Annotated in this window: 22 protein-coding genes and 2 tRNA genes; 8 read left to right on the top strand and 16 right to left on the bottom strand. The window is 58.8% G+C overall.

Annotated features, from left to right (window positions below):
* From ACIY1O_RS16065 to ACIY1O_RS16075, 3 genes are all read right to left on the bottom strand, one after another.
* The coding region (locus tag ACIY1O_RS16065) for a beta strand repeat-containing protein (protein WP_397476109.1) at window positions 1-3,270 on the bottom strand (3,270 nt) is incomplete at its 3' end.
* A 541-nt stretch (window positions 3,271-3,811) separates the two neighbouring features.
* On the bottom strand, window positions 3,812-4,186 hold the full coding sequence (locus ACIY1O_RS16070) for a tautomerase family protein (protein WP_397476110.1): 375 nt from the start codon (window positions 4,184-4,186) through the stop codon (window positions 3,812-3,814).
* 125 nt (window positions 4,187-4,311) lie between these two features.
* Window positions 4,312-4,998 carry an MOSC domain-containing protein gene (locus ACIY1O_RS16075; protein WP_397476111.1) on the bottom strand — a complete coding sequence of 229 codons (687 nt, stop codon included), beginning with the start codon at window positions 4,996-4,998 and terminating at the stop codon, window positions 4,312-4,314.
* A gap of 242 nt (window positions 4,999-5,240) precedes the next feature.
* Between ACIY1O_RS16075 and ACIY1O_RS16080 the strand changes: the two genes are divergently transcribed.
* Window positions 5,241-5,615, top strand: coding sequence for a SirB2 family protein (locus ACIY1O_RS16080; RefSeq protein ID WP_397476112.1), 375 nt, complete (start codon window positions 5,241-5,243; stop codon window positions 5,613-5,615).
* 48 nt (window positions 5,616-5,663) lie between these two features.
* Here ACIY1O_RS16080 and alkB read toward each other — a convergent pair whose 3' ends face one another.
* The 3 genes from alkB to ACIY1O_RS16095 form a co-directional block, all read right to left on the bottom strand.
* A complete protein-coding gene (gene alkB, locus ACIY1O_RS16085) occupies window positions 5,664-6,311 on the bottom strand; it encodes a DNA oxidative demethylase AlkB (RefSeq protein WP_397476113.1) in 648 nt (215 codons plus the stop codon).
* Between the two features lie 40 nt (window positions 6,312-6,351).
* Complete coding sequence (locus ACIY1O_RS16090; RefSeq protein WP_397476114.1) at window positions 6,352-7,473, bottom strand: 5-methyltetrahydropteroyltriglutamate--homocysteine S-methyltransferase; 1,122 nt, start codon at window positions 7,471-7,473, stop codon at window positions 6,352-6,354.
* Between the two features lie 154 nt (window positions 7,474-7,627).
* On the bottom strand, window positions 7,628-7,867 hold the full coding sequence (locus ACIY1O_RS16095; protein WP_397476115.1) for a hypothetical protein: 240 nt from the start codon (window positions 7,865-7,867) through the stop codon (window positions 7,628-7,630).
* A 204-nt stretch (window positions 7,868-8,071) separates the two neighbouring features.
* On the opposite strand from ACIY1O_RS16095, the gene ACIY1O_RS16100 reads away from it, so the two are divergent.
* From ACIY1O_RS16100 to ACIY1O_RS16110, 3 genes are all read left to right on the top strand, one after another.
* The gene (locus tag ACIY1O_RS16100; protein WP_397476130.1) at window positions 8,072-8,977 is read left to right on the top strand and encodes a DNA/RNA non-specific endonuclease; all 906 of its coding nucleotides are present in this window, start codon (window positions 8,072-8,074) and stop codon (window positions 8,975-8,977) included.
* Between the two features lie 445 nt (window positions 8,978-9,422).
* A tRNA-Asn gene (locus ACIY1O_RS16105) sits at window positions 9,423-9,498 on the top strand.
* Window positions 9,499-9,777: 279 nt separating this feature from the next.
* Window positions 9,778-10,023 (top strand): hypothetical protein, encoded by a 246-nt coding sequence (locus ACIY1O_RS16110; RefSeq protein WP_397476116.1) that lies wholly within the window; start codon window positions 9,778-9,780, stop codon window positions 10,021-10,023.
* Window positions 10,024-10,057: 34 nt separating this feature from the next.
* On the opposite strand, the gene ACIY1O_RS16115 is transcribed toward ACIY1O_RS16110, so the two are convergent.
* The gene (locus ACIY1O_RS16115) at window positions 10,058-11,593 is read right to left on the bottom strand and encodes a glycosyltransferase family 39 protein (RefSeq protein ID WP_397476117.1); all 1,536 of its coding nucleotides are present in this window, start codon (window positions 11,591-11,593) and stop codon (window positions 10,058-10,060) included.
* 145 nt (window positions 11,594-11,738) lie between these two features.
* Between ACIY1O_RS16115 and ACIY1O_RS16120 the strand changes: the two genes are divergently transcribed.
* From ACIY1O_RS16120 to ACIY1O_RS16130, 3 genes are all read left to right on the top strand, one after another.
* The gene (locus ACIY1O_RS16120; RefSeq protein ID WP_397476118.1) at window positions 11,739-12,818 is read left to right on the top strand and encodes an AI-2E family transporter; all 1,080 of its coding nucleotides are present in this window, start codon (window positions 11,739-11,741) and stop codon (window positions 12,816-12,818) included.
* A gap of 133 nt (window positions 12,819-12,951) precedes the next feature.
* A complete protein-coding gene (locus tag ACIY1O_RS16125) occupies window positions 12,952-13,692 on the top strand; it encodes a flagellar brake protein (RefSeq protein WP_397476119.1) in 741 nt (246 codons plus the stop codon).
* Window positions 13,693-13,756: 64 nt separating this feature from the next.
* Window positions 13,757-13,832 (top strand) — tRNA-Thr (locus tag ACIY1O_RS16130).
* A 124-nt stretch (window positions 13,833-13,956) separates the two neighbouring features.
* Here the strand turns inward: ACIY1O_RS16130 and ACIY1O_RS16135 are convergent.
* The 9 genes from ACIY1O_RS16135 to ACIY1O_RS16175 all read right to left on the bottom strand — a co-directional run bounded on the left by ACIY1O_RS16135 (window position 13,957) and on the right by ACIY1O_RS16175 (window position 20,657).
* Window positions 13,957-14,199: a hypothetical protein gene (locus tag ACIY1O_RS16135; RefSeq protein ID WP_397476120.1), complete on the bottom strand. Its 243-nt coding sequence runs from the start codon at window positions 14,197-14,199 to the stop codon at window positions 13,957-13,959.
* 155 nt (window positions 14,200-14,354) lie between these two features.
* The gene (locus tag ACIY1O_RS16140) at window positions 14,355-14,936 is read right to left on the bottom strand and encodes an HdeD family acid-resistance protein (protein WP_397476121.1); all 582 of its coding nucleotides are present in this window, start codon (window positions 14,934-14,936) and stop codon (window positions 14,355-14,357) included.
* 71 nt (window positions 14,937-15,007) lie between these two features.
* The gene (locus ACIY1O_RS16145; protein ID WP_397476122.1) at window positions 15,008-15,427 is read right to left on the bottom strand and encodes an HIT family protein; all 420 of its coding nucleotides are present in this window, start codon (window positions 15,425-15,427) and stop codon (window positions 15,008-15,010) included.
* A 144-nt stretch (window positions 15,428-15,571) separates the two neighbouring features.
* The gene (locus ACIY1O_RS16150) at window positions 15,572-16,378 is read right to left on the bottom strand and encodes a uracil-DNA glycosylase (RefSeq protein WP_397476123.1); all 807 of its coding nucleotides are present in this window, start codon (window positions 16,376-16,378) and stop codon (window positions 15,572-15,574) included.
* Window positions 16,371-17,024: an ABC-type transport auxiliary lipoprotein family protein gene (locus tag ACIY1O_RS16155; RefSeq protein ID WP_397476124.1), complete on the bottom strand. Its 654-nt coding sequence runs from the start codon at window positions 17,022-17,024 to the stop codon at window positions 16,371-16,373. The genes ACIY1O_RS16150 and ACIY1O_RS16155 overlap by 8 nt, the downstream gene beginning before the upstream one ends.
* Window positions 17,021-17,959 (bottom strand): MlaD family protein, encoded by a 939-nt coding sequence (locus tag ACIY1O_RS16160; RefSeq protein ID WP_397476125.1) that lies wholly within the window; start codon window positions 17,957-17,959, stop codon window positions 17,021-17,023. Before ACIY1O_RS16160 ends, ACIY1O_RS16155 begins: the two co-directional genes overlap by 4 nt.
* Window positions 17,959-18,759 (bottom strand): ABC transporter ATP-binding protein, encoded by an 801-nt coding sequence (locus ACIY1O_RS16165; protein ID WP_397476126.1) that lies wholly within the window; start codon window positions 18,757-18,759, stop codon window positions 17,959-17,961. Before ACIY1O_RS16165 ends, ACIY1O_RS16160 begins: the two co-directional genes overlap by 1 nt.
* The gene (locus tag ACIY1O_RS16170; protein WP_397476127.1) at window positions 18,753-19,919 is read right to left on the bottom strand and encodes an MlaE family ABC transporter permease; all 1,167 of its coding nucleotides are present in this window, start codon (window positions 19,917-19,919) and stop codon (window positions 18,753-18,755) included. The genes ACIY1O_RS16165 and ACIY1O_RS16170 overlap by 7 nt, the downstream gene beginning before the upstream one ends.
* 6 nt (window positions 19,920-19,925) lie before the next feature.
* On the bottom strand, window positions 19,926-20,657 hold the full coding sequence (locus ACIY1O_RS16175) for a nitroreductase (protein ID WP_397476128.1): 732 nt from the start codon (window positions 20,655-20,657) through the stop codon (window positions 19,926-19,928).
* A 236-nt stretch (window positions 20,658-20,893) separates the two neighbouring features.
* Here ACIY1O_RS16175 and ACIY1O_RS16180 point away from each other — a divergent pair.
* Window positions 20,894-21,098: hypothetical protein (locus tag ACIY1O_RS16180; protein ID WP_397476129.1), on the top strand; the 205-nt coding region annotated here is incomplete at its 3' end.

Consider the following 21,098-nt stretch of genomic DNA (forward strand, 5'->3'; position numbering starts at 1 on the left):
TTTGCGCGCCTCGGGCTGCATGAACATCACGGCATCGGCCGAAGCGTTCTGGCCGATTACCGACAACACGCCGTCGAGCGTGGCGTTCTGGTTGGACGAGTAGCCGGCGCGATCAATGGCGTCTTGATTTGCCGACAGGCTGATCTTGACGTCTTTCTCGCCATACTTGGTGGGGTCAAGCTGCACCAGCGTGCCGGCAAACGTATCGCCGAGCTCTTGCGAGGCGAACTGGCCCACGACCGTTCCCGCCTCGGTGCGGATGATGGTGTAGTCATGATCGAGGCGATAGCCGCCGTACTGATCTACCTGAAGCTTGGCCCCGTCCAGCTCGACGTTGCCGCTTCGCACGACCAGCAAGTCGGCCTGGCCGTTGCCGTCGACCTCTACCTGGAAGGTGTTGCCGGCAAGCGGAGCAATGGTATCGACCCATACCCCGCCGATGGAGTTGCCAGGGCTAAGGAAGGAGTTCGCCAGCGACAGATGCCCGTTGATGTTGACGTTGCCGCCCAGCGTCGAACCGCCGGCAATGTTGGCATCACCCTGCACGTTGATGGGGTTGTCGCTGGTTCCCCCACCGATGGAAGAGCCTTCGCCAAGATCGAGCGACCCCAAGTTGGTGCTGCCGCCGCTGGTGCTGAACTGGAACTGGCTGCCGCTACCCTGTACGGGGCCGCTGATATTGGCGTCGCCGTTGAACGTGAAGCTGCTTCCCGCCCCCTGCACCGAGCCGGCGATGTTGGCGCCATTGTTGAACGTGGCCCCGGAGCCCGGCATGCCGAAGAAATTGCCGCTGATGGAGGTAGCGGTATTTCCTCCGAAAGTAAACTGCGAGCCTGGTGTTACCGATACACTGCCGTTGATTTGCGGCACGTTCTGGAATGAGACCGTGGAGTTGTCGCCGGCGGTGACGTCGCCGTCCAGGTTGCCGCTTACTGTATCGCCCGACTTGGCCACCGTGGTTGAAGCGTCGACCATCACGCCTATCCACGAGGCGGTGTCATCCAGCTTGACGTGGGTGTATTTTTCCCGGTTTGCGCGCGAATCCAGCTTGCCGTCGGCGCCGTAGTTCTCAATGTTGCCGACGGCCGTGGTGGCGCCCAGCAGGTCGAGGAAAACCTCGCCGTCCTCGGCGCCGGCCTTGCGGTCGATGCGCATCAAGACGCCGTTGTTCGTCTCCAGCACCGAATCTTTTACTTCGATCGACTGTTCGAGATCGCCGGCAATTTGCTCCACATCCTCATTGGGGCCAAAGTACGAAAGAATCGACGGCCCTTTGGTTTCGACCGTAACGCGGTCCAGCGTGACGTCGGCGCCGTTGCCAAGGAATACGCCTGCGCCGCCTTCCCCGGAAGTGGTGATCGAGCTCTCGGTGAGCTGGATTTGGCTGTCGCCGTTGAAGGCCGCCACACCGAAGGCGCCATCACCCGAAGTGCGGATGTGGACCTTGTTGAGGACAGCCAGCGAGGGGCCATAGGCGTTGATCGTGGGATTCGAAAACGTGTTGCTTGAAGCGCCGACGCCGTGGCCTTGAGTACCGGTGGTGGTGATCTGTGTATCGTTCAACATCACCAGGGCGCCGCTTTGCGCCAGTGCCCCGACCGCCCCGTCGCCGCTGGTGCTGATGGAACCGCCGTTGAACGATACCGTGCTTCCCGGTATCCATTCACCGTCCTTGGCCGCGCTGCCATAGGCCGTGACGCCATGGGCGTCTTCGCCGCTGGTGATTACCGTAACGTTTGTCGCGTTGATGGACGAACTGGTGTCCTGTATGTGGCCCTCGGCGCCGTCGTTCTCGGCGCGCAGGCCCTGGGCGTCCGCGCCCCTGGTGGTTATCGTGGTGCCGTCGATAATGGCGGTGCTTTTGTTCTTGACCAGCACGCCGTAGTTGCCGACATCGACGTCAAGCGTGGGATGTTCAAAACTGATTTCACCGTTTGTGGTGATCGACCCGCCGGTAATCTGAAGGTCGCCGTTGTTGTAGGCGAATGCGCCAAAGCCAGCCTCGCCGTCTGTGGTGATTGCCACGTCCTTGGCTGTGACGCTGCCGAATTGCTGCGCATACAGCCCATAAGATTCCCTGCCCTCGGTGTGGACCGAGCCGCCTTCAAGATGGATGCGGGAAAAAATAGGCACCGTCCCTGTAGGTACTGCCCCATGAGCTTGCACCGCGTGTGAATTGTCGCCCGTGGTTGAGACAGCGACGCGTTCGGTCTGGATGTGGCCGGCATTCGTGGCCAGGAGACCCCGGGTGTACTGGGCGCCGGAGGCTTCAACGGAACTATCGAAAATGGAAACGCTGGCATGGTCGTCGGCGTGCACGGCCGCGATCAGGCCCTTATTGCCGGTTCCCACGCCATCAGTCTTGATGCGTGCGCCCCGGAACGAGGCCTTGGAACCCACCCCTTCCACATCAACGGTATGCCCACTGGATTCAAGCTCAGAGTTTTCAACGTACAAAAGGCTGCCGAACCGTACCAGTGCGGCGGGCCCGTCCTCGGAGACAACCTTGCCGTCCGCAAATTGAATGGTTCCGGCGCTGCCATCGACGCCATCATCGGTATCGCCCGCCATCAAGCCGATCGCACCGGTGCCCACACTGACGTTTGTGCGCTCCAGACTGACCAGGCCTTGAACTTGTTTTCCATCACTAGTGGGCGCGCCCGTGTAAGCGCGCGCACCCGCCGCGCCGGCGCCTGACACAGAGATGGTGCTGTCAGTAAGAGCAACCCCCCCTCCGCTGCCCGCCTCGACGCCGAATGTGTAGCTCGAGCCCCCGTTGGCGGTAATGGTGACATCGCTGCCATGGACCTGGCCACGATCTTGGGCCTGGATGCCGTTGCTGTACTTGCCAGTGGTGGAGATGTGAGCGCCGTTGATCTCGACGCTGCTGTCCTTGCCATGGGCCTGTACCCCGTGGTTGCCCCAATAGTTGGAATCCGAGGTTTCAGTATTGACTTCAACGTCGTTGAGGAACACCTGGGCTCCATGGGTGGCGCCCACCGCCCGGTTCTTACGGCCCAAGGCTTCAATAGACCCGCCATCGATGGTAAGTTCGGTACCTGCATTCTTGGCTTGGACGGCCCAGGTATTTTTATTATCGTTATCAGTAACAGAGTACTGGGCGTCGTCCAAAGAACATTGTCCGCTCGAGCAGACATAAGGATTCGTTATAACTGTCTGAGCCCCGGCCCCCCCATAAACACCCATCAACGCAGCCGCTAGCGTCGTCACCCTCAGTATGGCTTTCTTCTGCTTCCAAGTCGTGGTCATAAACTGCCTCTGTCGAATTAATCGGTCAAATGCTTGATAAGGGAGCTTGCCTCCCTTTAATTTAGTATGCGGTGTATCTGGCCGTTACATTTAACCATGAAAGCGTAAAATTGAAACCTCTAGCCCAAGAATATAGCCTAGGGTTTTTACCCATTGAATCAATGCTTAAGGATAAATCCGCTTCAGCAGACAGCGACGAAACCATAGCTGATGTAACAAACTCGACGTCTTTGCACCCAGGGAAACTCTCGCTTGTGAAGCTTACAGACTGTCGCCTGAAAACCACTCAGCTGTCGTGGTTTTTACTTAAGCCGTACGCAAAACCGGCATTTATTTAATTCAAACATCGAGCATGCGCGTCTTTCACATGACGCTGAGTTGCTGTCAACAGTACCCCCCGCACGCAAAAAAGCCGGCATATTCAACCGCCCGAAGACCGAACTTACGTTCAGCGTTCACAAGCGATTGAATATGCCGGCCTTTCGCGTCCGAAGAAGGAAAGCCGGCCCGGGCGGCCTGGCGCTATCGCATTTCCAGGGTGCTAGCGCCCCGCCTTCTTGGCGGTGATGCCGCCGGCGATGCCGATGTTCTCTTTGGGAAAATCCGACAAACGGGTGCGGACGTCGTCCAGTGGGAAGCCGGTAGCTTCGTGGGCCACTTGGCTTAGCCTGTGGATGAGGTTGGCCTTGACCTCTTCTGTGCGCCCTTCGATCATGTCGATGTCGAACAGAATGGCAGCCACGTCGAATTTGCCGCCGCAAAAATAATGCCCGGAAGGCAGCTCATTAAGCAGGATGCGCACCGAAGGCAGCGAAGTTGACAGCGTCTCGATGACCGCATCGCTGGTGCGCTCTATCAGTTGCTTTTTTTGCTCGGCGGAAAGGGGCTGGGTGGCGGTGATATTGATAAATGGCATGCGGTACCTTCAATAAAGACGAGGTTATTCAACAAAGAGATTCAACGACATGATTCAGATAGCGGCTTAAGGCGCAGGAGCACAATATGGCATGCCCCGTTCACACCACCGAGGGCTGGGGCAGCTTAACCGTGAAGCCGCCGGGTCCAGTCTTCCACCGTCAAGGACGAAAGCCTCTTGGCGGCAAGATCGCGCAGCCGGGGGGAAAGCTCGGCAAGCTCGGCCAAAGCAGCCAGCTCGGCGGGCTCGAATCGGCCATCATACAAGATGCGCAAGACGCGGGTAAGCGTCCAGTCGGGCTGCGGTCGTGTGATCCGCCGCAAGAGATCGTCGGGCTGGACCCAGCCGGTTTGCAACACACGGTAGTACCACCCGGTTCGGCCGGTGGTTTGCACCCGAAGCGCCATATCTGGCACATTGAAGCGTTCGTTGAGCTTCCAACACGGCTGCCGTGGCTGTGAAACCTGGATCACCGCATCGCCAAGCTCGAAAATATCGCCTATGGCCACGTCATCTTCGGTAAGACCCAGGGTGGAGATATTCTCGCCAAACCCGCCCTCGTGCAGGTTTTGCACCGGCAGGCCGGCTAAGTCTTCGGCCCACTTTTCGTAATGGTCGGCAGCGTAATGATGCACGGCTTTTTCCGGGCCGCCATGATGCACGGTATCGCCCTGCTGATCTTTGCGAAACCGGTTTTCTTCAAGATACTGGGCGCGTGTGACAGCCTGCTTGTCGATAGCGGTAAGTTGGCCTCTGGGCCCGGGCACGGCAACACCAATACGCAAGGACAAGAGGGCCCAATTAGGAGTCATGGCAGCAAGAAAACGTGAAATATTCAGCACATGTGTAAACAAATGTGCCCTGCATGCTGAATAATATAAGAAAACGGAGCAAATAGTAATTGTTACCTCTCAGCGTTAACGCTTGGTTGACGCAGGCAATTTAGCACTCACGCCTTTACCGACCCTTCGATTTCGCCCACAATGCCCGATGATCCTTTCCCGGAAGCCGGCTAATACGCCGGCCCGCCCCCTTCTGTATGCCTCAATAAAACATGACCTATCTATACATCAAGCATTTACACATGACCGCAGCCGTTGTAAGCATCGTGCTGTTCATCATTCGCGCCTGTTGGTCCGTCAACGGCTCGCCCCGCTTGCAATCGGGGTTCGCGCGCATCGCCCCTCACATCATCGACACTATTTTGCTGTTGGCCGGCGTCTACCTGGCCAGCGTGCTGGGCTGGCACCAGCCCTGGATCGCCGCCAAGATCGTCGGCCTTGTGCTTTACATCGCCGTGGGCATGATAGCCATAAAGCGCGGCAAAACGCCGGCCAGCCGCGCTGTCGCGGCTATCATCGCGGTAATCATCTTCCTGTATATCGTTGGCGTGGCCCTGACCAAGCAGCCGATGGCGTGGCTGGCCTAGCGCCGCATTACGCGCATTGCACTGACGCACAACAAAGCGAGGCGGGCGTTAACCGGCCTGCCTGAACGTGAAGTTGATGCGTCGGCCGCCCAACAGCGAATGTTCGGCGGGCTTGATCGGCAGGATGCCATGAAACCTCATGCGGTCTTCCCCGCCCCACACGACCACATCGCCGTGGAACAGGGGCACGCGCGCAGCCTTGTCGCTGCGGTGATGACCGCCAAACAGGAATACGGCCGGTATGCCCAATGACACAGACACTATTGACGCCGTCAGGTCATTCTCGTTCTTGTCTTGATGCAGGGCCATCTTCGAGCCCGGCAGGTAGCAGTTCAATAAACATGCGTCGGGCTTGAAGTTCGGCAGGCCGGCGGCGCGGGCGGCTTCTTGAGCCAATTGCCTGAATACTTCGGGCATGGCAGGCCATGGGCGCCCCGAAAGCGGGTCGACAGAGGAATATCGATAGCCGCTACGATCGCTGACCCAGCCCAGTTCGCCGCAATTTGTCAACGCGGCAGACATCGTATGGCCGCCCGGCGTTTGCATGCGGCGAAACGGCGCCGCGGCTTCAATCGCGGCAAGCGCGGGCAGGATCCCTTCGACAAAGGGCAAGGCATACCCTCGCAATACAAAAGCATGCCGCCCCAACGCTTCGGTTTCCTTTGAAGAAGCCGTATCGAACAGATCGAGGTTCATATCAGCCGGCCCTGCAGGACCGGCCCCACACACGTAAAGATTAAGCTTCGCCCCAGACTTCCTGAGCCGTCTCGATGACCAGGCGCAGCTTGTTGCGCTGATCTTCAAAGGCGATGTCGTTGCCGTGCACGGTACTGGAAAACCCGCACTGCGGCGACAGTGCCAACTGCTCGAGTGGCACGTACTTGGCCGCCTCGTCGATGCGGCGCTTGAGGTCGTCTTTGGATTCCATGGTTCCGAACTTGGTCGTGACCAGCCCCAACACCACCAGTTTGCCCTTGGGCAGATAACGCAGGGGCCGGAAATCGCCGCTGCGCTCATCGTCGTATTCCAGGAAATAAGTATCGACATGCATCTCGGAAAGCAGCGCCTCGGCGACAGGCTCGTAATTGCCTGAAGCCGCATGGGTGCTTTTGAAGTTGCCCCGACACAGATGGATGCCCAAGGTCATGCCTTCAGGCCGTTGCGCCACCACGCGGTTGATGAAACCGGCATACCGGTGCGGCAGCTCGTTGGGGTCGTCGCCCCGGTTGCGTGCCGCCTCACGCATGTTTTCGTCACATAGATAAGCCAGGTTGGTGTCGTCCATTTGCACATAGGTGCAGCCGGCGGCGGCCAGCGAACGCAATTCGTCGCCATAGGCGTTGGCAACGTCCTGATAGAAATCGGGCTCAAGCTCGGGGTAGTGTTCTTTGCTGATGCCGCCACGCCCGCCGCGAAAGTGCAGCATGGTAGGCGATGGTATGCACACCTTGGGGGTATGGCCAGCCGATACCTGCGATTTCAGGTATTCGAAATCGGCCTTTTGTATGTCTTTGGCATGCTTCACCTTGTCGACCACACGAATGGTGGGCGGAGCCAGCTCCATCGTGCCGTCGGGCTTCTGAAAGGCAAAGGGTTCGTCGCTTTGAACCCCGCCGATTTGCTTCAAGAAGTCCACATGGAAGAACGTGCGGCGAAACTCGCCATCGGTGATCGTTTTCAGGCCTACGTCTTCCTGGAATTTAACGATTTCACTAATGGCCTTGTCTTCGACTTCGCGAAGCTGCTCAGCATTGATCTGGCCTTTGGCGAATTGATCACGCGCGTCCAGCAGATACTTGGGGCGCAAAAAACTGCCGACCTGATCGGCGCGATAGATTTGAGGTGTGGTCTGCGTCATGGCGTCCTGAATAAAGAAGTTGGTGGCAGGCGCTTCCCCGCGGGCGGGGGCGCCACAAATGTTGACCAAGCCATTCTAATCTTCGGTAACCATTTTGTCTCTTTGCCGCTGGCAGACCCAGCGTGGCCTCGCGCCATGGCCGGCAATGCGAAATTCAGGATTCCGCTCGGTCCTTCAAGCCAGAGACATTTGCCTTCTGTGCGCAGTGAGCGCAACAGAACATTCTTCCGTTTTGCTCCAGCCCATGGCCGATTATGGGCACATTGCAGTGCTCGCAATGCGGCGCAACCGTGTGAATGGCGCACTCGAAGCTGTCGAAAGTGTAGGTTTTTCCTGAAATACTGAGCTGGAATGCCTTGTCGTAATCATTCCCGCATGAATCGCAAATAGCCATGAGAATCTCCTTCCGGACGTTGTGCTGATAGCCGGCATGCCTGCCCATGCAGGTATGAGTGAAATCTTCAGCAAGTTCCATTCCGCGGGTTGAGCGGCTCTGACCGACAGTGTCGTGGCCGGCGCTTCCACGCCCTTTCTACTTTCTAATGCATGCGGACGGTATTGATTCAGAGCAAGTCGAACCTTGTCTACAATGGCCGCCATGGCAAGAAAGAAGAAGTCTGTAGTCCGTAGACGACGCAGCAGTAGCAGCAGGAAATCCCGGTCGGGCCGCGTCAAGCGCTTTTTTAGGGCGCTCGTAGTTTCCGCCGTAACGTCATTCAGTGCGGCGAGCTGTGTTTTACATCCGCAATTGTGCGAGCGGATACCGCTCGAGCCCATACTGTCTCAGATTGGGCTGCCAGGCCAGGGGCAAGTGGCGCCACAAGTGGTTGCCGGCGGGCCACAGGCTCAGACAAGCTTCGCGAAGTGTCGCCAGTTCTTCCCTGGAGGGCAGCCACCGATAGTGCCCGCTGCTGCGGCGCTGCGCGAATTGTGCTTCGATGCTTTTGCCGTCTTGCACAACGGGCACACCAAGACACCGGTAGTTGTGGCACAACGATTGAACCGACAAATATTGAACCAAGGCCGCGGCATCGAGCGCACCGACCGCTTCTACCCCGAGGCGCGCCTGCCGGCGATGGAGCGCGCCGAGCTGAACGATTATCGCAACTCGGGGTATTCACGCGGCCACATGGCGCCGGCTGCCGACATGCACACAGCCTCGGCCATGGCACAAAGCTTCAGCCTGGCGAACATGGTTCCGCAAGACCAGCGCCACAATTCAGGCGCCTGGGCAAAAATCGAGAGCGACACGCGCAAATACATTATGCGCGCCCGGGGTGATGTCTATGTCTTTACCGGCCCGGTCTATATAGGCCAACCGAGGAAAATCGGAGAAGGCAAGGTGGCGGTGCCGACTCACCTGTACAAGCTGGTCTACGATGCCGCCACGGGTCGTTCATGGGCGCATTGGCAAGCCAACAATGCAAACACCACAGCGGGTCCGCCGATAAGCTATGAAGAGTTGGTTCGTCGCACGGGGCTGCAACTGTTGCCGCAGCGGTGAAAGACGATAGCAAGCGGGCCCAGACACCAAGATGGCATTGAACGCGTGAAATCTGTTTACTCACGGCCGAATTAAGTGCAAGCTATTGTGGTAAACGGGCGGAAGGTGGATGCTCCTTCCGAAGAAGACGCGGAGACCTGATCCAACCCAACTACGGAGCGACAGTGCCACATTTCATACTGGACGACGGAAGATTACCCAACGGCGACTATGACGTTCACAACGCGACCATAGGATGCACCTTCATGCCGCATCGCGCCAACCAAATCGACTTGGACTCTCATTCAACTTGTGAGGACGCCATTGCGAAAGCCCAGCGGCTGCGCCCTTCCTGGAGCCGAATCAACGCGTGTCGCTGGTGCTGCCGAACCTCCCACACTCGGTAAAATGTAGCGCGTTAACTTGCGCCGTTTCAGAAATTTATGCTATAGTTTTTCTTCTTTGATCCCCGATAGCTCAGCCGGTAGAGCGACGGACTGTTAATCCGCAGGTCACAGGTTCGAACCCTGTTCGGGGAGCCAAGCATTTCAAGGGCTTACGTGAAAACGTAGGCCCTTTTCCTTGGGTAGTATTGGACGGACTTACTGCCGACTTATTTCAGCCGAGAATATCGGCGCCCTTATGCCCCTGCGACACGCCCTCGACCAGCAGCACATCACCGCAACTGCATAAGCAGGCATATATCCTCCTATCGTTTTTCTGCCACTGTAACGCCCTGCCGCCATCGTAAATATAAACGGCTGGCATAATGGCTTTAGCCTTTCGCGGGCGACATAACCATATTTATAACGGAGACCTTCATGGCAACGACCATCTGCTTGGGCGGCCGCTTGCATGGCAAGCGGGTCCACATCATTTCGCAACCTTCGGAAACCAGCGACATGCTGGATGAACCGGACTATTCGCTGCGCGTGCTGGCAAACGCGCAGACCGGTTCACCGCTCGAGCAGAAGCGGTTCTATGTGCATGACGACCTCTCTGACGCTGAAGCCGCCGCACTGGCCGCCAACCACTGGAGTGCCGGAGCCGCTCTTGCGGTTGAGTGACGCCCTCTGATGCCGGCGAGCTGTCGTAGACAGCTTACCGGGCACAGGCGTCGGTCGGCGGGACAATGCCCCAGACGACTTCGATGACCGGGCTTTTTTCGGAAGACCAGCGCAGGCTTTCCACGCCTTTCCATGTGGCCTGTTCATGCAGGCTCAGCAAGGCTTCAGAGGGACGCGTGCCCCAGGTCGGGCTATAAGCCACAAGAACCCCGCAATCAAGGGCGGTGTCCGGTGAAAGCCAGGGAGACTGCGCATAGTTTGCGCCGACAAACACTTCCGCCACAGGGTCAAGGTTGATGGCAATGTTGCCGCCCAGCCAGGTGTCGGAGGCCACGAGCCCAAGGGGGGCTCCAGGCACGTGCGCATCCCATGCCTGCTGCATGCGCAAAGCGATCTCGGGGCCGGGAAAGGTTGAACGCGTCATGCGCCCTGAATAATGAGCCAGCGGGCCACGTGCCAGGGCATAACCCATCGCCATCAATACGTGTACGGCAATCACCAAAATGACTGTGCGGCGCAGGGTCGCCTGCACCGAACCGCTCAGCCACCAAAACGCGAAATAGCCGTACAAAATAAAAAATGTGGTTCCCCACGATGCCGTCAGGCGTGATCCCAGCACCGCAGACATCAAGATGGTGGCCAGGAAAGGGCCCAGGCCCACCCATAGCAGAAACGATCTGTCCCACTTGGACAGCTCTGACGCATAGGTTTGCCCCCGCTCGGCCACAGGCCGGCGCCGGTGCCAGACATACAAGCCCAGCCACACGATGAACATCGGGCTGATACGCGCCAATTGGTCCACCGTGAAATCGAATATGCCTTTCAGCACGTCGGAGTAAGACTGGGTCTCAAGCGAACGGTCCAGATAGCCGAAGGGCGCAAAGTGATTGTCGATCAGCCAGTACACGTGCGGCGAAATCACCACGAGAAAGACGATAAGGGCCTGAACGATGCCGCGTTGCACTTTGGGGTCGCGCCAATGCCCCAGAACCACGATGAAAATAAGGAAAATGCCAAACTGTACGACCGCGCTGTACTTGGTCATCATCGCCAGGCCGGCCACCGCACCCAGCCAGAGCCAAGAGCTGGCCCGCCCGTAGCGCAAGGCGCGATAGAACAGCCAGGTGCTGGCCGCGATTGACCAGAGCTGGGCGGTATTGTGGTTATAGATGGTGCCGCGCAATGAGAAATACAAAGTGGTCGACACCATCAAAGTGGCGATCAACGCCCTGCGCGGCGAGGTAAACTCGCAGCCCAGCCGCCACACGAACCACAAGCCCAGCGCCGAAACCAGTTGCCCCGCAAAGAAGACCAGCCAGATGGGTTTGCCGAAAATACTGGTCAAGGCATAGAGCAGCCATGAGGGCAATGGAGGATGCTTTGTGTAGCCGAACTCGAAGCTTGAGGCCCAGACGAGCTCTTCCATGCCATCCAGGTCGGGCGCCTTGTGGCTGACCGCGCACAATATGGTCCAAAGCCCCACCATGCCGGCCAAAAAAGCCAGCACTGTCACGTTCAATGCCAGCGAAGGGCCCGCCTCGCCCTTAGCCTTTGTAGTGCTATCGTGCATGTCTCGCCATCCTCAGATCGGTTCGGTATGCGCGCCATGGCTGCCAAAGCCTGAACAAAAGCGCAGCGTGATTGTAGCCCCGGTATACTAATGCGCGTGCGTCGCGTCATCGCGGCGTTCCTCTTTCACAGCGACCGGAGCCTTCATGAACGATAGCGGTCTGCACTATCGAACCTTTATCATCCTGCTGGTGATTGTCACCCTGGCTTTCGGCCGGCTGCTGCTGCCCTATTACGGCGCCATCTTCTGGGGCGCCATCCTGGCCATCAGCTTCATGCCGCTGCATCGCCGACTTCTGACGCTTCTGCCAGGACGGCCGAACCTTTCGGCGCTGCTGACCGTGCTGCTGGTGCTGCTTTTGGTCATCCTGCCTTTAACACTGCTGACAGGGTCCCTGCTGCAAGAAGGTTCCAACCTGTACAAGCGCATTGAAAGCGGTGAACTAAACCTGGGCGGTTACTTTGAGCAGATCGTCGGCGCCCTGCCACCCTCGCTGCACGCGTCGCTCGAACGGCTCGGCCTGACAGACCTGTTCAGCGTTCAAGAAAAGCTGTCCGCCGGGGCGCTGCAAGGCAGCAAGTTTCTTGCCTCGCAAGCGGTCAATATAGGGCAAAACACCTTCCAGTTCCTTATCGGCTTGGGCATCATGCTGTATCTGCTGTTTTTCCTGCTGCGCGATGGCTCGCCGCTGGCTCGCAAGATCATGACGGCCCTTCCACTCAGCACCGAACACAAGCAGCTTCTCATCCATAAGTTCATCACCGTCGTGCGTGCCACTCTCAAGGGCAATATCGTGGTGGCTGCCACCCAAGGCGCCCTGGGCGGGCTGATTTTCTGGATACTCGGCATCGAAGGCCCCCTGCTTTGGGGCGTGATCATGGCGTTGCTATCGTTGCTGCCGGCGGTTGGGGCCGCCATCATCTGGCTGCCGGTCGCCGCGTATTTCCTGGTCACGGGCGATTATTGGCTGGGCACCATCCTGATCCTGTACGGCGTACTGGTCATTGGCCTGGTAGACAACATCCTGCGTCCGCTGCTGGTGGGCAAGGACACCAAGCTGCCGGACTACGTCGTGTTGATTTCCACCATCGGGGGGCTGACCACTTTCGGGTTGAACGGTTTCGTCATTGGGCCCTTGATTGCCGCGCTGTTCATTGCAGTGTGGGATTTATTCCCCTCCGCCACCCAAGAGCGGAGCGACTCTCAGGAAGACGCCCTTCGCTAAAGCAACCCGACACAGAAACAGGATGCCAGCCGCCGCACACGAATTTTGCGGGACACTGCGTGAAATATCGTCCGGCGCCTCCCGATTTTTGCTGTAATAGCTTTTTGTCACTAGTTGTTTGCCTGCATACGTCGTGAAAAACAATAAATCTACGCCCGAGCACACCAACCGCTACGCGCTAACGTCCCAACTGGACATCCTGGATGTATTGCGCAGCCTGGCGCTCGAAAACCGCCTCATCCACATGCGGGCAACGGGCGGCGACGCCTCTATCCTGACCACGTTGCTGCACATAGACTCAAAAAAAGAAGCACTAATCTTTGATGGCAGCTCTGACGACAAGCTGTCCAGACAAATGCTGGACGCTGAAAAACTGCATTTCGAAGCATCGCAAAACGGTGTGCACGTCAGCTTCGCCACCGGCCCGGCTACCTCACGACTGTATCAAGACCGGCCGGCTTTGAATCTTCCCTACCCCGCCGAGCTGATCCGCATACAACGGCGCGATACCTTCCGTGTAGCCACCCCGCAAAATAATCCCGTGCTGTGCACCATTCCGGTCGAAAATGGCGCGGTCACACTGTCGCTCGAAGATCTTAGCGGCACGGGGCTGGGCGCATCTGATTCCGCAAACCAATTGGAAGGTGTCGTGGGGCAAATCTACTCGGGCTGCACCCTGGCCCTGCCTGGTTCTGAACCTCTGGAAATTACGTTGAGACTGGTGCAGATGCGCGAATTCGAGCGAGCCGGCAAACAATTGCGGCATTTGGGGTTCGCATTCGAAAACCTGCGCGGCGCAGCCTTGGCACGCATTCAAAGGTATGTCAGCACGCTCGAACGCGAGGCTCTGGCCAAAAGCCGGGGCTTCAGATAAGCCTGCACGCCGCTCTTTAAGGCCGGGGCATGCCGGCCTTAGAATGTGTATAATTTCGGGCTTAGCCGATGTAGCTCAGTTGGTAGAGCAGCTCATTCGTAATGAGAAGGTCGAGGGTTCGACTCCTTTCATCGGCACCAGTATTCATGCGGCTTTGCAAGGTTTTTGCAAAGCCGCATTTTGTTTCCGCAGGCGTTATATAAGCACTTTCGGCCGATGCCGGCTATTTGGCTAGACAAACCGGCATGCTGGCCCTCTGGCCATTCAGGACGCCAGCGGATGCGGCACCCCATTCTTATCCACCGACTCGACGGCAAGCACTACCGCGTTAGCAGCCGCATGCGCCTCTTGAGCGGATCGGAACGACTTGTCTGTTTCGATATCGAACCAGCGAGGCGCAACAGAACCGTCCAGTGCTCTGGTTTGAATTTGGGGAATTGGGCGCCCTTGACCAATGTGGCGCGCGCCGGACGTTACCTCAAATCCATCAACCTCTTTTGTCGCCATAAATCTCTCCTGGGATGCTGGCTTTCAGCTTACCCTATCTTCCTTGCCATAATGAGAGCCACCGCGGCAAACCGCCACGGCCAACCGAGCACTGTGATCTTCGGCACGAACGACATGCTGGCCGGCGGCATCACCGACACCAGCAGCACGCCTGCTTATCTGCGCTGCCTAAGCGCCAAGCCCAGCAACAGGGCAGACCATCCCTGAATCAGCAAGTCGATGGCCAACAGCAAGCCAAGCAGCCACAAACTGTTGCCGGGCCATAAAGCCGCCACCAGAATTCCGGTTGCAAGGGTAAACACCCCGGACAGCGCCAACCATGGCCAGCCGCGCTGGCCTCGATTATTGAACCAGATCCACAGGCGCAGCGCGCCCACCGCAATCAGTGTCGCACCCAGCAAAAGCGTCAGCAGCGAGGCCCCCGCCACTGGGTTGACCAGGGCAAGCACACCGGCGCCCGCGTACAGCAGCCCGCTGGCGGTCCAGAACAAGAAGCCTGCCAGTTGCTTTACGCGCCAGGCGTGGATCAACTGGCCTACGCCGCCGATCAACATGAGGGCGCCGATAAAAATTACGCTGACCAATGTTGCGGCAAAGACGTAGACAAAACCGATGAAGCCCAGCGCCAGCAATGCCAGGCCCAACGCAACGAACCAGCCCCAACGCGCGCCCAATTCGTCCAGAGTTTGTGTAAGCCGGTCGGGCATGAGGTTTGAAGGTGATTTGTTTTCCGCCATGGTGGGACTCCTAGTTTTTACCTTACCCCAATGTACCAGCCGGCACGACGCGCGCGTTGACTTAAGTCAACTCAGGCCAGGCAAGCCTTGATGCGTTCGGCCATGGCCTTCAGGTCGGCTTCGGCGGCGGGCTCGGCTGCGTGCATGCGCAACACGGCGCCGGCCGCATGCGGGATGACATGGAAATGGATGTGCGGCACGGTCTGGCCGGCCGCTGCGCCGTTCAATTGAGCCACATGCAGGCCTTCCACGCCCAGAGCCTTCTTGACGGCGATGGCAATGCGCCGAGTTGTGCGTATGGCGGCCATGGCCCCCTTTTCGGAGAGATCGAGCAAGGTTACAGCGGCCTCTTTGGGCACGATCAGCACATGGCCGTCCGCCTGCGGCATGATATCCATGAATGCGAGAGTTTCGTCGTCTTCGTAGACTTTGATGCAAGGCAGCTCGCCGCGCAGAATCTTGGCAAATATATTGTTGCTGTCGTAAGCCATGGAACATACCTCCTGAAGCTGATTGATCCGAAATAAGCATGGCGCTCATATGCCACGATGCTGGCATAGTAATACATGGACAAGCACCCATATAAAGCGTGACCGCCGCCATGAGGCAAGCCCTTGCGCCGGCTCGTACACACGCTACCAGAAAGTACCCTGCCGCGGCTTGCGGCCGGCATCGGGCCCTGGAGCTGTGTTGACGGAAGTCGCCGGCGGCTCGTCATTACTTAACCAGTCTATGCCTGTCTCGCCCTGGGTCTCGAGCCAGCGATTAGCCTCGGCGAAATGTCCGCAACCCATGAAGGGCCGCGGCGGCCGCGTGGCGGACAAAGGCGAAGGATGATTCGATCGCAGAACGTATACCGGCCCCTTCGTCTCGTGGCTCTGCAACAGGGCTTCGCGCGCCTGCGCATGCGCGCCCCACAGCAACAGTACTTTGGGCCGAAGCTGGCGTAGCGCCTGCATCAGGATGGCATCGGTCACAGTCGTCCATCCGCAACGCGAATGCGAGCCCGCCTGATGCGCTTCCACGGTAAGGGCGGTATTCAACAGCAACACTCCCTGCCTGGCCCAACGCAGCAGGCTGTTGCGCTGAGGCTGGTATTGATCGGGATATTCAAGTGCCAGCTCGGCGAACATATTGCGCAGGCTGGGCGGGGTACGACAGTCGTCGGGCACAGAGAACGCCAGGCCCTGGGCCTGACCCGGGCCATGGTAAGGGTCTTGCCCCACAAGCACCACCTTCACGTCTGCGGGGGCCAGCTCTTGCAGGATGCGAAAAGGCCTGGCAGGAAAAATTGTCGCGCCGGCGGCGAGCCGCTTTTGTAAAAACTGGTCGATGTCTTGCAGGGCCCGCCGCACAGGTTCCGCCTGGAAGGCCTGGCGCCACTCGGGCGCCAGAGCCTCGACATGGGCCGACAACCCGCCTTGAAAAGTATTGTCAGCCATTAGCTTGCGTCCTGGATTGCTCTTCCGCCCAAACGAGCAGACGGGCGGACAAGTCGTCGACCGCAGCGCCAAAGGCCTGCACGACCTCGGGCACTTCTTTACCATGCACTGGCTGCTCTACATCGAAACGCCGCGAGGCAAGGATGCGCGAAGAAGACGACTCGGACAGTGTGGCGTCGAACGACACTGTCACTACGGGAGCGCCTGCCCGGTAGACTACATGAAACCGCGAAAGGTCGCCCGAAAGTTCCAGATCGGCCCCCAGGTTGCCACTGTCCGTAACGACGGAACGAAACTTTCCGGAAGCACGAAAAGACTCAATCAAGCGGTCGCGCAGCAGTACCGGCGCGGTATCGCTCCAGCGGGCGCCCTTGTAGGCACTGATTCGCTCGGGCTCGGGCACGACGAGAATACGCGTGCTGTCCACAGCCCTGTTGCCGTAAGGCGTGGCTATGCGCAGCACAACAGCCGACACAGGCGCGCGGTTATCGGCCTGTTCCGACACCGCGGTGTCTGGCGCCGGCAGCCGGTAGAACGTCAATGTCTCCGACTCGGGCAATACGGCACAACCCGATAAGGCCAGCAACACAACGGGCAGCCAAGCCTTGGCAAGCCAGACCCGCGCATGCGCAATGATATGCATCATGGTTCGAACTCCTCGATCTTCGTGCGACCCAACAAGAAATTGGTCGGGCTGTCGCCCAGCTTGCGCACCACTTCCTGAAGACTGGCCAGTGTGCTGCGCAGTTCGTGAAGCGCCGGCCCGATCTGCCGCAGGCCGTCAACCCCCGAATGCAGACCCGCGCGATTTTCGTCGATCAATTGATTCAGGCTTTTGCCTGTATCCTCCAGCGACACCATAGCTTGCTGGACGCTCCGGAACGTGCTTGTGCCCTGTTCGTCCAACAAGGAGTCGGCGCGGGCCATCAGCACGGTCGCTTGCTCAAGAGCGGCTTCAGCTTGGCGGCTTGCCTGCGTCAGGGCGGGCACGAGCTGGGCCAGGTCTTCAGCCGGCTGCCCAAGCGCTGCGGAAAACTGCTCGATATTATCTAACGACCTGCTGATACGCTTGGCGTTTTCAGGCGACAGCACCTGCTGGGCGCTCATGATAAGCGCGGTCAGGTTGGTCATGAGGTTATCGCTGTTGGCCAGCAGTTGCGTAATGGGCGATGGCATGGCGACAATGACCGGGTCGCCGGATTCGGGCTGTGGAAGCTCGGGGCTCTCGGGGGTTCCGCCGCTTAAGCCAATTACCGAGGCGCCCGTGATGCCGGTAAGCACCAGGCGCGCGCGGGTATCTTGCTTGATGGGAATGTTGTCTTGAACCTTGATGCGAGCCCTGACCACCGCCGGGTCGTTCGGGTCGAGAGTAAGGCCTTGCACCTCGCCCACCTTGATCCCGTTGTATTGCACGGCACTGCCCACTGTCAGGCCTCGCACGGCCTCGTTGAAGACCACGACATAATGCCGTTCGCCGGCATGCTGCCCCGCCTTGCCCAGCCACAGTGCAAACAGCACGGCCACGACTGCGACGATGACAGTGAAAGCTCCGATCAGAACATGATGCGCCCTGGGTTCCATTATGTCGTGCTCCGAGACGATTCCGCCGCGCCTAGCGCCGCGCGGCCTCTGGGTCCATGAAAGTATTCGCGTATCCACGGGTCGTCGATGGCCGCAACGCGATCGAGCGTATCGGCCGCCAACACCTTTTTCCGGGAAAGCACCGCCACTCGGTCGCAGCTGGCATACAAGGTATCCAGATCGTGGGTGACCAAAAACACCGTTAGACCCAACGCATCGCGCAGAGTCATGATCAGGTGGTCGAACGCCCCAGCCCCGATCGGGTCGAGCCCGGCCGTCGGTTCATCCAGGAACAGGATATCAGGGTCGAGGGCCAGCGCGCGCGCCAGCGCCGCGCGCTTCACCATGCCTCCCGACAACGAACTGGGATATTGGGCGCCCGCGGCGTCGGGCAGGCCGGCCAGGCCGATCTTGCTGCGGGCCAGTTCTTCGGCCTGCGGGCGTGACAGCCCTGCCTGTTCCATCAGGGGTACAGCCACATTCTCGATGACGGTCAATGAGGAAAACAGCGCACCGCTTTGAAACATCACACCAAAGCGGCGCTCGATGTGTACCCGCTTTTCGGCGGGCAAGGCAAGCAAGTCGTGCCCGAACATATGTATGCTGCCGGCCGCCGGCGGCTGCAAACCGACGATGGATCGCAACAACACCGACTTGCCGGTTCCAGAGCCGCCGACCACTCCCAGGATCTCGCCTTCGCGGATATCCAGATCAAGACCTTCGTGCACGACATGGCTGCCGAAGCGGTTGACCAGCCCCCGTACCTGGACAATGGACGGCGCGGCGGTGTCTTCTACCATCCCATCTCCATATAAAAGAGCGCGGCAAGCGCATCGATCAGTATCACGACAAAAATGGACTGCACTACCGCCGAGGTGGTGTGCTCGCCGACCGACTGGGCGCTTCCGCGCACCTTGAACCCTTCGAGGCAGCCGATTATGGCGATCAGATAGGCAAACACAGGAGCCTTGGCCATGCCCAGAAAGAAATGGCGCAGGTCGATGTCTCTTTGGAAGATGGTTAGAAACATGCTCGGCGAAATGTCGAGCGCAACCGCGCAAACCAACATGCCCCCCAGGATACCCGACACCATGCCCACGAACGTCAGGGCCGGCATGGCGATCAGCAAGGCGATAATGCGCGGCAATACCAGCAAGTCGATCGGACTCAGGCCCATCATGCGGATGGCGTCGATCTCTTCATTGGCCTTCATGGAGCCCAACTGCGCGGTGTAGGCACTGGCCGTGCGCCCGGCAATCAGGATCGCAGTAAGCAGCACCGCAAATTCGCGCAAAAACGAGAAACCAACCAGGGTGACCGTGTAGATGGTGGCGCCGAAATCGGCCAATACCGTCGCGCCCAGGAACGCAATGACCGCGCCCACCATGAAAGTCAGCAGAGCAACAATGGGTACGGCATTAAGCCCCGCCTGTTCAAGTTGCGCCACCACGGCGGTCAGGCGCCAGCGCCATGGCCGGAAGAGGTTGCGGGCAAGCGCCTCGAAAGTAAGCCCCATGAAGCCCAGCAAAGCCACGATGAGCTTCCCTATGTCTTCCATCGACATGCCGATGCGGCCCAATAGCTCACGCAGGGCGGACGCAGTAGCGGGCGAACTGGTCTTCTCGGGCTGGGTCGCGGCGACGGCCATCAACAAGGCCAGCCGCTCGGACGGAAGTTTCTGTTGCCCGGCCAGAAGTTCACGCAGGCGCGCGGGGCCGACGAGCCGCGCAAGCTGGGCCGCCCCCGCGGTATCAACTGCGGCCAAGTCGCCAAGATCGACCTCGTCGACACCTAGCACCGATGGATCGCCGCCTCGCACAGCATTGGCGGATTTAGTCAGAAGAGCACTGATCTCAGCTTCTATCGCCTGGTAATTTGCCAGCAGCCAGTCGCCCCGCACAATAAGCCTCAGCGCTTCGTCGCTGCGGTTCAAGCTTAGATATTGCGCGTTGCCCGGCATTGCGGCTTAGTCTCGCCAGACCGTGAAGTCTTCTGGCGGCACCCTGGGCGTCCGGAAGGTGTTTACGATTGCGTCAGACTGCGCCCAACCCAGCGACATGCCGCATACCAGCATTTCGTCTTCGCTTGCGCCGATGTGGGGCAGGATAATGCCGGCGTAAGAGTTCCAGGCCGCCTGTGGACACGTATCAAGCCCGCGCGCCCGCGCGGCGATCATGATGTTTTGCATGAAAGCACCGCAATCAAGCAGGGCCCCTTGCCCCATGACGGTATTCACCGTGAAGAACAAACCTACCGGCGCGTCGAAAAACCGGAAATTACGTTGGTGTTGGGCGTGCATCCGGTCTTTCTCGCCTTTGGCGATTCCCAACAGACCATACAGGCCCCAGCCGTTCTCACGGCGGCGTTCAATATACGGGCTGATCCATTGTCGAGGATAGTAGGCATAGGCCTCTTGATGGCGCTCGGCTTCCTGGGGGTTGGCATAAATCGAATCGTGCGCGGCGCATACCTTCTCTACCAAGGTATCGCGAGTCTTACCCTGCAATACATAGGTTTTCCATGGTTGGACGTTCGCCCCCGAGGGCGCCCGGCTGGCCACCGCCAGGATATCGCGGATGTCGTCCCGGTCTACCGGTCGGCTGGAGAACGCGCGGATCGATTGGCGCGAGTCGATAGCCGCATCGACATGCTCGACACGCTCGGATGAAAGAAGCGGATCTAAAACAGGGGAAGACATGTGTAACAAGGCTCCTGCACAAGTGAAACATCATCAAGTTTAATTGTCGCCTGCCTTGAGGGCCAGATCGCTCGCCAAATCGGCTTATTTCGTCAAAAAATAGGCTTTTTGACTTAAGGGTTTCATATAGTTGCATTTGTAAACAAATACCCCTATCATGGAAGCAGGCTTTTACCCGGTGCAGCCAGCAGCTTGAAAGCCTTCCGGGCAGCGCCAACAGCCATAGCGAGATGACCATGAATACCTCGGACGACCCTTCTCTGTCGCCGGATCACGCTCCTGCGCCAGATACATCATGCACGGGCTCAAAGCTGAAGGTTAAAACGGTTCCGGCGAACCGCTCCGCCAGTAGTAGTCGCGCACCCCGAGACACCGCGCTGCGTAGAAGACGCCTGCAAATGGTTCGCCAACTAAGGGCCATCGCACACCTGCAAGAGCAAA

The organism is Pusillimonas sp. (genome assembly GCF_044464525.1).
Taxonomy (GTDB): domain Bacteria; phylum Pseudomonadota; class Gammaproteobacteria; order Burkholderiales; family Burkholderiaceae_B; genus Pusillimonas.

What these genes read in the sequence shown, in the direction of transcription:
- ACIY1O_RS16070 (WP_397476110.1), bottom strand. Translation starts at nt 4,186, where the DNA reads ATGCCATTTATCAATATCACCGCCACCCAGCCCCTTTCCGCCGAGCAA.
- ACIY1O_RS16075 (WP_397476111.1), bottom strand. Translation starts at nt 4,998, where the DNA reads ATGACTCCTAATTGGGCCCTCTTGTCCTTGCGTATTGGTGTTGCCGTG.
- ACIY1O_RS16080 (WP_397476112.1), top strand. Translation starts at nt 5,241, where the DNA reads ATGACCTATCTATACATCAAGCATTTACACATGACCGCAGCCGTTGTA.
- alkB (WP_397476113.1), bottom strand. Translation starts at nt 6,311, where the DNA reads ATGAACCTCGATCTGTTCGATACGGCTTCTTCAAAGGAAACCGAAGCG.
- ACIY1O_RS16090 (WP_397476114.1), bottom strand. Translation starts at nt 7,473, where the DNA reads ATGACGCAGACCACACCTCAAATCTATCGCGCCGATCAGGTCGGCAGT.
- ACIY1O_RS16095 (WP_397476115.1), bottom strand. Translation starts at nt 7,867, where the DNA reads ATGGCTATTTGCGATTCATGCGGGAATGATTACGACAAGGCATTCCAG.
- ACIY1O_RS16100 (WP_397476130.1), top strand. Translation starts at nt 8,072, where the DNA reads ATGGCAAGAAAGAAGAAGTCTGTAGTCCGTAGACGACGCAGCAGTAGC.
- ACIY1O_RS16110 (WP_397476116.1), top strand. Translation starts at nt 9,778, where the DNA reads ATGGCAACGACCATCTGCTTGGGCGGCCGCTTGCATGGCAAGCGGGTC.
- ACIY1O_RS16115 (WP_397476117.1), bottom strand. Translation starts at nt 11,593, where the DNA reads ATGCACGATAGCACTACAAAGGCTAAGGGCGAGGCGGGCCCTTCGCTG.
- ACIY1O_RS16120 (WP_397476118.1), top strand. Translation starts at nt 11,739, where the DNA reads ATGAACGATAGCGGTCTGCACTATCGAACCTTTATCATCCTGCTGGTG.
- ACIY1O_RS16135 (WP_397476120.1), bottom strand. Translation starts at nt 14,199, where the DNA reads ATGGCGACAAAAGAGGTTGATGGATTTGAGGTAACGTCCGGCGCGCGC.
- ACIY1O_RS16140 (WP_397476121.1), bottom strand. Translation starts at nt 14,936, where the DNA reads ATGGCGGAAAACAAATCACCTTCAAACCTCATGCCCGACCGGCTTACA.
- ACIY1O_RS16145 (WP_397476122.1), bottom strand. Translation starts at nt 15,427, where the DNA reads ATGGCTTACGACAGCAACAATATATTTGCCAAGATTCTGCGCGGCGAG.
- ACIY1O_RS16150 (WP_397476123.1), bottom strand. Translation starts at nt 16,378, where the DNA reads ATGGCTGACAATACTTTTCAAGGCGGGTTGTCGGCCCATGTCGAGGCT.
- ACIY1O_RS16155 (WP_397476124.1), bottom strand. Translation starts at nt 17,024, where the DNA reads ATGATGCATATCATTGCGCATGCGCGGGTCTGGCTTGCCAAGGCTTGG.
- ACIY1O_RS16160 (WP_397476125.1), bottom strand. Translation starts at nt 17,959, where the DNA reads ATGGAACCCAGGGCGCATCATGTTCTGATCGGAGCTTTCACTGTCATC.
- ACIY1O_RS16165 (WP_397476126.1), bottom strand. Translation starts at nt 18,759, where the DNA reads ATGGTAGAAGACACCGCCGCGCCGTCCATTGTCCAGGTACGGGGGCTG.
- ACIY1O_RS16170 (WP_397476127.1), bottom strand. Translation starts at nt 19,919, where the DNA reads ATGCCGGGCAACGCGCAATATCTAAGCTTGAACCGCAGCGACGAAGCG.
- ACIY1O_RS16175 (WP_397476128.1), bottom strand. Translation starts at nt 20,657, where the DNA reads ATGTCTTCCCCTGTTTTAGATCCGCTTCTTTCATCCGAGCGTGTCGAG.